Genomic DNA, 11774 nt, shown 5'->3' on the forward strand with positions numbered 1-11774 from the left:
GATCAAGATCCATGCCGCTATAAGTAAATCACATGAGTCAACGGAACCGTTCCTCTGACTCATGTGATTTTTTGCATGTCGCTGAAGGCGAATTTATGTTCAACCCGCCGGTTAAATACCATCAGCGTTAATTGTTTCAGACCGTTTTGCGTTGCCAAACCATATCGGGTCGGCTATAATTTTAATAGTCATGGAATATTCTCCGAAGATCAAACAACAAAAAATATGGCAGGTTAAAACCCCTTTTCCGGCTCTGCAGCAAATATTAGCTCGTGAATTGGGCATTTCTTTAATTACGGCTCAGTTGCTGATTAACCGGGGTTTTTATACCGTTGAACAATGCCGGGACTTTTTCAATTGCGGGCTGGGCAGGCTTTATCATCCGCTCCTGCTAAAGGATATGGGGACAGCTGTCAGGATAATTAACCAGGCTGTGCAAGCAAGGAAAAAAATATTGGTTTACGGTGATTATGACGCTGACGGGATTACGGCAGCTGTGCTGCTGGTACAGGTTATGCGGCATTTAGGCGGAGTGGTTGAATATTATATTCCGAATCGTTTGGACGATGGCTACGGATTGCATATTGACGCTTTGATGCGATGTAAAGAAAAAGGGACAAGCCTGATTGTTACAGTTGATTGTGGCATTAGCGCTCTGGAAGAAGCAGCCTGGGCGCGTGAAAACGGATTGGACTTGATTATTACGGATCACCATGAACCTCCCCCGGTCCTGCCGCAGGCGCCGGCGGTGATTAATCCGAAAAGACCGGATTGCGGCTACCCGTTTAAAGATTTAGCCGGGGTGGGTGTCGCGCTAAAACTTGCGCAAGCGCTTTTGGAAAATGACGGTTATGAAAGACAAGCCTGGCATGATTACCTGGACCTCTGCTGTCTTGGCACCATAGCTGATATTGTTCCTCTCCACGGTGAAAACCGCATCCTCGTTAAGCATGGGTTGTCAAGCCTCGCGAATTCTAAAAGGCCGGGTATTCAGGCCTTGATCGGGGTAAGCGGCATTAAAGATACTATTGGAGCCAGTGAGGTGGGCTTCAGACTCGTGCCCCGCTTAAACGCGGCGGGACGTATCGGCAGCCCTGATTTGGCGGCGCGGCTGTTGCTTACTGATAATATTGGAGAAGCATGGGAATTAGCCAACGAGCTGCACACGGGCAACAAGATCAGGCAGGAAATAGAAGCAAAAGTTATGCAGGAGTCCCTGGCAATGCTTGGCGATCAGCCGGGTACCGCCAAGGAAAAAGTTATTGTGCTGGCCTCGGCGGGTTGGCACCCGGGAGTAATCGGCATTGTCGCCGCACGCCTGCTGGAACGTTTTTATCGTCCGGTGCTGCTGATATCTCTGGAGGGGGAAACAGGTAAAGGTTCAGCGAGAAGCATCCCGGCTTTTAACATTTACGGCGCTCTCTCGCAATGCCGGGAATATTTGCTGAAGTATGGAGGGCATGCCCTGGCGGCGGGGTTTTCGCTCCCCGCGGACAAGATTGAGGAATTTTCCAGGGAAATAAATAATTACGCCGGCAAAGTACTTGACGATAAAAAAATGGTTCCTCGTTTAAACCTTGACGGCTTAATTAGTCTAAATCAGGTCTCAGAAGAACTGGTAAATGAAATTGAACTTATGCAGCCGTATGGACATAGCAATCCGGTCCCTCTTTTAGGCTGCCGTGAAGCGCTGGTGAAAACCTGCCGGGGTGTGGGCAGGGACTCCGCGCACCTGAAGATGCTCTTGTATTCCGAAGGAGTGACGGTTGACGGTATCGGTTTTGATCTTGGCGCTTACGCGGAGGTGCTCGCCACAGATGAGTCGGTTGATCTGGCTTTTGTGCCCGGTATAAATGAGTATAACGGACGGCGCTCTTTGCAACTGGAAGTCAAGGACGTGGGGATACCGGCATTATTGGAGCTTTCCACACAAGAAAACAGCAAGAGCAGTTCTTGGGAGGAATATGTAACAAAAAATGTCTCTCAAAATCAGGAGGAGCTTTTTATACCGGAATTCATCCTTGAGACGCTGAATAACGGCCATTCAGCGGAAATGCGGCCTTATTTATATGAAATGAAGAATAATCAAGCAAAGCCGGAATTTATTGACCTGCGCGAATCTATAGACAGGCAGGACAGATTAAGAGATTTGGCTGCTGATGAAATACCTACGGTGATTATCACCGCCTGCGCTTACCAAACAATTGAAATTGCCTATTATCTGCAATTATCTTTCCCGTCGCTGAAAGGTAAACTTGCCTGCTGCCATGGTTTGTTGCCTGAAAAAGATTTATTGGAGAACGCTGTCAGATTTCAGAATGGCGAGCTGAGCATACTGGTGGCCACTCCGTCTATGGCACGTTCTTTAAATATTAAAGCAGGTCATGCAATAATTTATCACCTGCCCTTTAACCGGACAATGTTTAATAATGTTACAGAAATGGTGCAAACAAAAGGCTCTGTTTATTTGCTTTTTGGAACCGATGACTTTGAAAAGAATAGCTCTTACCTTGCCGCGCTGACACCGGACAGGGATTGCCTGGCCCTTTTTTACACAATTGTTCGCCGCAAGATCAACAAGTACGGGCGGTTTATACTGGAGCCCGGGCAGATGGTCCGGTCGTTGACGGAGTCAGGTTTCCTGCACGTGCGCGAGTATACTGTGCAAATAGCGATAAAGGTTCTTCAGGAGCTTGGACTCCTTAAAGCGGAAAGAAAAGAAGAGGCCATTCATGTAAGTTTACTGCCGGCGCCCGGGGGAAAACGGGATCTGCACAGTTCCCAGACATATTTGCGTCTTCACCGGGTAAGAGAGGAATCAATGGCCTGGATGATGAAGCTTTTGAAGGACCCTTTAAATAATTTTATTTAGGTTTGGGCAATATGGTACCTTATAGATTATAATACAAATAACATAGTGTAATTATGAAAAAGGAACATGATTGTTATGGATATTAATCCAGCCTGCGCCTCTGCAAATAACGAACTGCCTGACCGGTCGGAATATGTGCCCGCGGAGAGCGGAGCATATTTCGATGATTTAATGCAGCGGTTAAAGGAATATAATTCCAGGGCGGACTTGTCGTCCATCAGCGACGCCTATAAATATGCCGAAGCAGCGCACCGGGGGCAGAAAAGGTTTTCGGGTGAACCTTTTATCGTCCATCCGGTGGAAGTGGCTAAAATCCTGGCGGAACTCGAGTTGGATCAAGAAACTGTTATCGCCGCTCTGCTACACGACGTGGTGGAGGACACTGGAGTCGCATTGGCCGACATCGAAGAGCGTTTTGGTAATGAAGTAGCTCTTTTAGTGGACGGAGTGACAAAGTTAAGCAGGATTGAGTATATATCTAAAGAAGAACAACAGGCGGAAAATCTTCGCAAGATGTTTCTCGCCATGGCTAAGGACATCAGGGTGATTTTGATCAAACTGGCCGACCGTCTGCATAACCTGCGCACGTTGAAATATCATCCGGTGGCGAAGCAGGTGGAAATAGCGGAAGAAACTCTGGAAATATTCGCTCCGTTAGCGCACCGTTTAGGAATTTACCGGATCAAGTGGGAACTGGAAGATTTGGCGTTTAGCTTTAAAGATCCGTTAAAGTATTCGTCATTAGCGGATAAAATTGCCAAGACCAGAAGCAAGCGTGAAGAATATATTTGCTCGGTGAGTTCACTTTTGAAGGACAAACTGGCGGTCATGGGAGTTGACGCCGGTATTAAAGGCCGCCCCAAGCACTTATACAGCATCAACGCAAAGATGATCAAGCAGCAAAAAGACTTGAACGAGATTTATGATGTAATGGCCGTGCGCTGCCTTGTGAAAACAGTGCGGGACTGCTACGCCGCGCTCGGTATCATTCACACTCTGTGGACTCCCATACCTGGGCGTTTTAAAGATTATATCGCCATGCCGAAGTCGAATATGTATCAATCCCTCCACACAACAGTTATCGGGCCGAATGGGGAACCTCTGGAAATACAGATACGCACGTGGGAGATGCACCGGACCGCTGAATACGGTATAGCCGCTCACTGGCGCTATAAAGAAGGCGGCCGGGGCGATAGTGATTTTGATAAGAAGCTGGCCTGGCTGCGCCAACTCCTGGAATGGCAGCATGACCTGCGTGACGCCAGGGAATTCATGGAAAGCTTAAAGATAGATATATTTGCAGACACGGTTTTCGTATTCTCGCCTAAAGGTGATGTAATTGAACTGCCGGCAGGCTCAATGCCCCTGGATTTTGCTTACCGGATTCATACAGCGGTTGGTCACCGCTGCATCGGAGCGAAAGTAAACGGGCGCATCGTGCCGCTTGAATACAAGTTAAAAAATGGCGATATTATTGAAATTATGACGTCGAAAAACAGCGCTCCCAAAAGAGGTTGGCTTAATATAACAAAAACTTCCCAGGCAAAGACAAAAATAAGGCAGTGGTTTAAAAAGGAGCAGCGTGAAGAAAATATCCTGAAAGGAAAAGAAAGCTTTGACCGCGAAGTAAAGAAACAGGGAATAGAGGCTGAACAGCTTAAAAGCGATAAACTGCTGGATATCGGCAAGCGGTTAAATATTTTGACTGTTGAAGATTTGTACGCGGCTATCGGCGATGGAGTGATCACTGCTAATTATATTCTGTCAAAGATAAAGATGGAGGAGGCAAAAACTGAAAAAAAAGGCTTGCTCGCTGAAGAAGCCCAGACATTAATCAATGAAACAAGGCCTTCCGGCGGATGGGGCAAACCCACTCAGGGAATTCGCATCAAAGGTATCGACAACCTGCTGATCAGGCTGTCACATTGCTGCAATCCGGTGCCGGGCGACTTGATCATCGGGTATATAACCAGGGGAAGGGGTGTGTCGATTCACCGGACAGATTGCAGAAACATAGCGTACGCGGTCCGGGAGGAACCGGAGCGATTGGTGGAAGTCGCCTGGGACAAGGAATTTGAAGAACCTTTCCAGGTTAAGCTGGAAGTAACCGGTATGGACCGCGCGGGGCTTTTAAATGATGTGATGTCAGTACTTTTAGAGATGAAGATCAGTGCCAACTGGGTTACCGCGAGGGGTAAAAAAGAGAGGGGCGCGGTGATAGATATGGTGTTGGAAACAAAGGGGCTGGAGCAGCTTGAGTTTATAATGAATAAAATAAGACGGATCAAGGACATTTATGATATTAGGCGTGTCAGCTTCAGCGGCCGGCCGACGGTGGAAAATCGGGCGGAAACCGTAAATTAAGAAACCGGGGAGGTAAATGTTGCGGGCTGTTGTGCAGAAAGTTGTCAGGGGTTCAGTGACTGTTGACAATAAAATTGTGAGTGAGACCGGACACGGTATGGTGGTGCTCCTAGGAGTGGGGCGCGGTGACACTGTGGCAGGGGCGGCGTATCTAGCGGACAAGATTGCCAATTTAAGAATATTTGAAGATGCGGACGGCAAGATGAATCTTTCTGTCAGGGAAGTTGGAGGGGAAGTGCTGTCGGTTTCGCAGTTTACCTTATATGGAGACTGCCGTAAAGGAAGAAGACCAAATTTTTTCGACGCCGCGTCTCCTGAAGAAGCAGGGTGTCTTTATGAAATATTTAACGCGGAGTTGGAAAAACTTGGCTTAAGAGTGGCAAAAGGCTGTTTCCGCGAGCATATGGTTGTGGAAATAATCAACGACGGGCCGGTAACAATACTGCTTGACAGTAATAAGATATTTTAATTAGCGGAGGTTGAATTTATGATTCTGGATGGATTTTCGGTAGGCTCCATTGACGCGAATTGTTTTATTGTCGGATGTGAGGAAACAAAAGAAGCAGTGGTAATAGACCCGGGGGCGGAAGGCGGCAGAATTTTAAAAAGGATCGCATCGTTAGGTCTTAAAGTCAAATATATTATTCTGACCCATGGGCACATTGACCATATCGGCGCGCTGGATGAAGTGCAGCGGGGCACCGGCGCCAAAGTGCTGATCCACGCTGAAGATGCCGGTATGTTGACTGACGCGGGTAAAAACCTTTCGACATATGTGGGGCCCGCGGCGAAAATGCGCGCGCCGGACCAACTGCTTAAAGACGGGGATATTGTCAAGTTTGGAAAAGAAACTATGGAAGTAATTCACACACCGGGGCACACCAAAGGGGGAATCAGCCTCAAATGCGGTCCTGACGTGATATTTTCCGGGGATACACTTTTCGCGGGTTCGGTTGGCCGCTCAGATTTTCCTGGAGGCAGTCATACCCAGCTCATCGAATCAATCAAGAAGAAGCTTTTACAATTCCCGCCGGAAACAAATGTGTACCCGGGCCACGGTCCCGCGACCACTATCGGCATGGAAAAGCGCTACAACCCGTTCCTTATTTTTTAAAATATATGTTGTGTTTCATGTAAGGAATAAAGGGAACCCAAAATATAGAGGGTTCTCTTATTACTTCTAAAGAAGACTGTGAATTCAGGAGTCAGGAGTTAGAATGTCGGACCGAACCAGCGGCGCTGCAAAGGCGGCGATAGGCTGGTTATGGAAGAAGTCAGTTATCCACTAGACTAGTTGTCAGTTGTGCTCAGATTCGTAACGCTGGTAGCCCGCTGGTTTCGCGTCGCGTTTGGTTACCCTCGCTTCGCCGGCTATTGTTACCGGCGCTCCGCAAGTCGTTCGCTAACGATAACACCATACCTCAGCCGGGTTAAACTGAATAGTACGAATGAGAAACTGGCTTATCTTAACGTTAAATTCTGAATGCTGACTACTGACTCCTGAATACCTAAATAGTACTATAATGAGCAGATATTTTGAGAGGGAGTGGCAAAATTATGGGTGTTTCAAACAAAACTGCTATTATAACCGGCGCGGGCAGCGGAATTGGCGCCGGTATCGCGGCAAAACTGGCGCAAAACGGCGCGAATATCGTGGTATGCGACCTTAACGGTGATAACGCGGAATCTGTAGCCGCGCAAATTAATACCGCGGGTGGCAGGGCAATAGCCGCCAGGGCGGATGTGACCAATTGGCTGGAAGTCAGCGCTATGGCGGAAGAAGCCGCCCATGTTTTCGGGAGCGTGGATATTCTCGTGAACAACGCCGGCGCGCTGAAAGACAACTCAATATTAAAAATGCCTGTGGAAGACTGGGAACTTGTAATCAATACCTGTCTGAAAGGCTCCTGGTTATGCTGCAAAGCTGTTTTAGGCCATATGCGGGCGCAGGGATTCGGACGCGTGGTCAATATAACCTCCCGCGCCTGGCTGGGAAATCCCGGTCAATCAAATTATTCCGCGGCCAAGGCCGGGGTAGTGGGGCTGACGAGAGCCCTGGCCCTGGAATTCGCTAATTTTGGTGTCACAATAAATATTGTGGCGCCCGGCTTTATTGAAGCGCCTATGGCCAGAAGGCTGCCGCCGGAGACACAAGAAAAAGTTATTAACGCCCAGCCTATCAAGAGACCAGGTAGGATTGACGATGTGGCGAACGTGGTATTATTTTTCTGTGATGAAGAGACAAGTTACATAACCGGACAAATTTTATATGTCGACGGCGGCCGTCATGTTGTATGATATAATCTAATATAGATCGGCTGCCAATATTTTCTGAGAGGGTGGTGGGTATGGCTTGTGTAGTCATCATGGCCGGCGGCAGGGGTGAGCGATTTTGGCCGCGCAGTAGAATGGCTTTGCCAAAACAGTTTTTAAACTTAATTGAAAATAAAACCATGCTGCAGCAAACGGTAGAACGGGTGCAAGGATTAGTAAACATGGAGGATATTTATGTAGTGGCCGGAGCGGAGTTTAAGGATATAATAATTAAACAAATTCCGCAAATACCGCAAAGCAATATCATTGTTGAACCTTTTGGACGGGATACCGCGGCGGCTGTCGGACTGGCCGCGCTGGTTGTGCGGCAAAAAAACCCTTTTGACGTGATGATCGTGTTGCCGGCGGATCATTACATAAATGACGTTCCCAGGTTCAAGGATATTATTAAAGGCGCTATAGCGGCAGCCGGCAGAGGTGAAAATATTATTACCCTCGGCATCGCCCCGCACAGACCTGAGACCGGGTATGGATACATTTGTCAGGGTGAGCAATTTGATGAGTTCGCCGGGATAAAAGCTTACGTGGTCGATAAATTTTTAGAAAAACCAAACTATGCTCAAGCTTTGGAGTTTCTTTTCCAGGGGAATTATTTATGGAATAGCGGCATGTTTGTCTGGCGCGTCGATCTGATCAGCGCATTGATTGAAATACACATCCCTGAGTTGGCTGAAGGTTTAAGAATAATTGAGCGGACAATGGGCATGGAACAATATGACGACACACTCAGAGAAGTATACAACGGTTTGCCAAAAATCTCAGTTGATTATGGCATTCTGGAACGTACGGAGCGTGTTTTAGTGATCCGCGGTGATTTTGGGTGGGACGACCTCGGGTCGTGGACGGCTTTGGACCGTTACGCTAAAAAGGATAAGAGCGGGAACGCTCTTGAAGGCAATGGAGTATTTCTGGAGACAAAAGATACTTATGTATACTCTCCGGATAATATTGTGGCTGTAATCGGTGTTGAAGATCTGATTGTTGTCTGTGAAAATGACAGTTTGCTTGTCTGTCATAAGGACAAGGCGCAGGATATCAAGAAGGCCGTACAGGCCTTGAAGGATAATGGCTTTGAGGACGTGCTGTAAACCTATGCCTTGCCTAATCCGGGGCTTTTCATGTCGGACCTTTGCCTAAAGGCCCTGCCGGGTCAAGAGTTATATTGATCATGATGACTTTTTCGTGAATGACTTAAAAATCGTTTTTGCGCTGGTGGCGGCTAAACTGATAAAACCTTTGTGTTTCCTGAAAATGCCGTCCAGGGCTTCCAGCAAGGTGTCTATTTGTTCCCTGGTTACCTGCAGGGGCGGCTCCAAGCGGATGACGTTGGGGTTGTTCAGGGTGTAAGCGGTGATAATCCGGTATTTGTTGAGCAATTCCACGGCGATCAAACTACCCATGTACTCTTGCGAAATTTTGTTTGCCAGTCCCAGAGTTGCTTTTACGACGAACCCTTCAGGCTGATTGAATTCGAGCCCGGCCATCAGGCCGCGGCCGCGCACTTCTTTGATCAGAGGGTAATTCTCTTTTAACCTGTTAAGCCCGGCCAGCAGGTAGTCGCCGTTTTTACGCGCCCGTTCAGGCAGATCTTCCTCATAAAGTACTTCCAGTGTCGCTATGGCTGCGGCTGCCGCCCAGGTATTGCCGCCGAAAGTGGAAGTGTGGAGCCGCGCTTTTTCCATACCACCGTACGCTCTTTCCCAGATATCGTCTGTGGTGATAAAAGCGCCAACAGGCATAACTCCGCCGCCAAGGGATTTGGCCAGACACATGATGTCGGGCGTGACGTTTTCATGCCGGCAGGCGAACATCTCTCCGGTGCGTCCCAGTCCGGTTTGGATTTCATCAAATATGAGCAGCGTGTTATATTTAGCGCATATTTGCCTGGCGCCGGACAAGTAGCCTGCCGGCGGGAGGATGATGCCGGCTTCGCCTTGAATGGGCTCGACAATAAAGGCGGCGGCGGTTTTATCTTTTAATTTGTCTTCAAGCGCATTTAAGTCGCCGAAAGGTATTGACACTATGCCTGGGATTAAGGGCTGGAAAGCTTTCTGGTATTGCTCGCGTCCGGTTACCGACAGGGCGCCCATGGTTTTGCCGTGAAAGGAGCCTTCGCAGTAAACAATCCTTTGCCGTCCGGTAGCCGCCCGCGCCAGCTTCAGCGCGCCTTCCACGGCTTCCGCCCCACTGTTGCAGAAGAAGGAACGTTGCAGGTCCCCCGGGGTTATCGCGGCTATGTTTTGCGCCAGAGCGCTTACGACGGTGCCGAGCGACGCCTGCAGCATGTTGGGGAATTCTTTCACCTGTTCCAAAGCCGCCAGAACGCGCGGGTGGTTGTGCCCTAAATTCAAAGCGCCGTAGGCGCCTAAAAAGTCCAGGTAAAGGTTGCCGTCGCTGTCCCAGACCTTAATTCCTTCAGCCTTTATAAACTGTTTGTCAAAATTTAAAAGACTCAACATCATGGCCAGGCCGGAGTTGAGGTATCTTTTATGGTTTTCCGCAACCTGCTCCCGGTTCAGCTTGACAGCTTCCGGCAGGGAGATGAAATGATCAGGCGTTTTTATTTTTCTCACCTCGTTAAAAATGTGAATTGATGGCCGCGCTGGGTTATTTATATTATTTTCTACGTTCGGCTATAAAAACCTTTAAATATTAAAAATACATGAGCTATGCAGTTATTGGTGAATAATGCCAGTCCCGCAACCGTAAAAATGGATGCGGAGGCCAAAATTTTTCGATGAACCTTGAAAACCGATTACCAGTTGTGTCAAGATAAACTTGGATTTGTTGCCCGTAACAGCAAATCCGATGACTGGCGTTGAATAAGTATCTAACCATTTCGCGGTGGGATAGGGCTTCTTCGGCGCCTTCTTTATTACATTCCCACCTTGCGTAGCATAATAGGTACGATAGAACACTTCAATACGCCAGCGCTTGACATAAACCGCTGCAACTTCTTCCGGCACATCATACCGGTTGCTGAGCAACAAATAGGCATCCCGGTAAGTGGCGCTCTCATCTTCCACTTGAATAAATAATTCCATCCGGTAGTTATATTGCCACGACAACTGTTTATATGTTCTGTCAGTTTTAATAACATGGATTTATTGCTGCTTAAAAATATTGAATACATTATACAAATTGTCAATTTGTATAATGTATTTTGAGCTTTATTATCGCATATCATTGCTGTTTAATTAAATGATGGCAAAAAATTTGCATATACTCTTAAACGTAAATAGTTTAATAGCAAAGAGGTTTTACTAGAAATCATGCGGGCAGTTGGCGAAAAAATTGGTTAGGAATTCAATATTGTGAATCTTCTTCTAGATGAGTATCTTGTAAGTGATAAAAATAGGGGTGGTAGCTGTTCTGGTCAATACATTGGCTACAGCACAGAAATTTTGGCTTTCCTTTTGGTCTTAAGCGTACATAATCAATTTTAAAGTCGTTCTGGCTCTGCAGCAGACGGTAGCACGATACTTTAAGCGCCTGTTATTATATTATCTCATGAAGTTAGCTACAGCTTCATAATGAGTATTTTTATCTGGCATCTTAAAAGGTATCCGTTCATGCTCCGTCTTGAGCTCAAAACAGGTTGTTTCAAATAGGTTACTTGTAATACTATGGCTCGTTGTCCGAGCGTATCAGAGTATTTAACAGATAGCAAAGAAATCACCCCTCATTTATGCCAACTCGAAAAACCACGGATTTACAAATAATGTGGTTATACGTGTTTAATATTAGTGTTCATTTTTGTAACTATTAAAGGCTCTATCCAAGGATTCGCCGGTTATTCACATGTTTGTCCACTTTTTTTACAGTGTAGTAATTTGAAACACAAACGGAACTTGTTTTTATACAATTCCTTTGTAATAAGCAGTAAAATCCATTCATCGCAATTTGGGGAGTGGTTTTTGAAAGTCAAGTACATATCTAGGCCAATACATTGAAAAATATCGCCATTGCTAGCGATATTGAAAAAAGTAACCTTTTGAGTTTCCGAATACGCTAAATTTTTGTCAAGGAGGTATCAGATGGGCGGAATTAACTAGGTCTTTTGTTATCAAGTTATAGGGAGGGGTTATTTTATGAAAATACTTTCACCTGTTAAATTCAAGAATCTTTCTTTGAAAAACAGATTGGTTTGGCTGCCGATGGTTAGCTGGCTTGCCGATGAAGGCGGTTATGTGACTCCGGCCCT

General features: G+C 46.9%; 9 protein-coding genes. 7 read left to right on the plus strand and 2 right to left on the minus strand.

Annotation, left to right across the window (positions count from 1 at the left end; genetic code table 11):
- Nucleotides 1–190: 190 nt before the first annotated feature.
- The 7 genes from recJ (at nt 191) to L9W92_RS10830 (ending at nt 8658) form a co-directional block, all read left to right on the plus strand.
- Complete coding sequence (gene recJ / locus L9W92_RS10800) at nt 191–2872, plus strand: single-stranded-DNA-specific exonuclease RecJ (RefSeq protein ID WP_240083768.1); 2682 nt, start codon at nt 191–193, stop codon at nt 2870–2872.
- A 171-nt stretch (nt 2873–3043) separates the two neighbouring features.
- The gene (locus L9W92_RS10805; RefSeq protein ID WP_240083780.1) at nt 3044–5236 is read left to right on the plus strand and encodes a RelA/SpoT family protein; all 2193 of its coding nucleotides are present in this window, start codon (nt 3044–3046) and stop codon (nt 5234–5236) included.
- Between the two features lie 19 nt (nt 5237–5255).
- Complete coding sequence (dtd, locus tag L9W92_RS10810; RefSeq protein WP_240083781.1) at nt 5256–5705, plus strand: D-aminoacyl-tRNA deacylase; 450 nt, start codon at nt 5256–5258, stop codon at nt 5703–5705.
- Between the two features lie 18 nt (nt 5706–5723).
- On the plus strand, nt 5724–6350 hold the full coding sequence (locus L9W92_RS10815) for an MBL fold metallo-hydrolase (RefSeq protein ID WP_240083769.1): 627 nt from the start codon (nt 5724–5726) through the stop codon (nt 6348–6350).
- Nucleotides 6351–6530: 180 nt separating this feature from the next.
- Nucleotides 6531–6719, plus strand: coding sequence for a hypothetical protein (locus L9W92_RS10820; protein ID WP_240083770.1), 189 nt, complete (start codon nt 6531–6533; stop codon nt 6717–6719).
- A gap of 74 nt (nt 6720–6793) precedes the next feature.
- Nucleotides 6794–7534: an SDR family NAD(P)-dependent oxidoreductase gene (locus L9W92_RS10825; RefSeq protein WP_240083771.1), complete on the plus strand. Its 741-nt coding sequence runs from the start codon at nt 6794–6796 to the stop codon at nt 7532–7534.
- A 50-nt stretch (nt 7535–7584) separates the two neighbouring features.
- A complete protein-coding gene (locus tag L9W92_RS10830; RefSeq protein WP_240083772.1) occupies nt 7585–8658 on the plus strand; it encodes a mannose-1-phosphate guanylyltransferase in 1074 nt (357 codons plus the stop codon).
- A 78-nt stretch (nt 8659–8736) separates the two neighbouring features.
- Here L9W92_RS10830 and L9W92_RS10835 read toward each other — a convergent pair whose 3' ends face one another.
- Nucleotides 8737–10143 (minus strand): aspartate aminotransferase family protein, encoded by a 1407-nt coding sequence (locus L9W92_RS10835; RefSeq protein ID WP_240083773.1) that lies wholly within the window; start codon nt 10141–10143, stop codon nt 8737–8739.
- Nucleotides 10144–10245: 102 nt separating this feature from the next.
- On the minus strand, nt 10246–10596 hold the full coding sequence (locus L9W92_RS10840) for a hypothetical protein (RefSeq protein ID WP_240083774.1): 351 nt from the start codon (nt 10594–10596) through the stop codon (nt 10246–10248).
- Nucleotides 10597–11774 lie beyond the last annotated feature (1178 nt).

Origin of the sequence: Pelotomaculum terephthalicicum JT (assembly GCF_022410535.1) — a bacterium.
Classification (GTDB): Bacteria; Bacillota; Desulfotomaculia; order Desulfotomaculales; family Pelotomaculaceae; genus Pelotomaculum_D; species Pelotomaculum_D terephthalicicum.

What these genes read in the sequence shown, in the direction of transcription:
- recJ (WP_240083768.1), top strand. Translation starts at nt 191, where the DNA reads ATGGAATATTCTCCGAAGATCAAACAACAAAAAATATGGCAGGTTAAA.
- L9W92_RS10805 (WP_240083780.1), top strand. Translation starts at nt 3,044, where the DNA reads ATGCAGCGGTTAAAGGAATATAATTCCAGGGCGGACTTGTCGTCCATC.
- L9W92_RS10815 (WP_240083769.1), top strand. Translation starts at nt 5,724, where the DNA reads ATGATTCTGGATGGATTTTCGGTAGGCTCCATTGACGCGAATTGTTTT.
- L9W92_RS10825 (WP_240083771.1), top strand. Translation starts at nt 6,794, where the DNA reads ATGGGTGTTTCAAACAAAACTGCTATTATAACCGGCGCGGGCAGCGGA.
- L9W92_RS10830 (WP_240083772.1), top strand. Translation starts at nt 7,585, where the DNA reads ATGGCTTGTGTAGTCATCATGGCCGGCGGCAGGGGTGAGCGATTTTGG.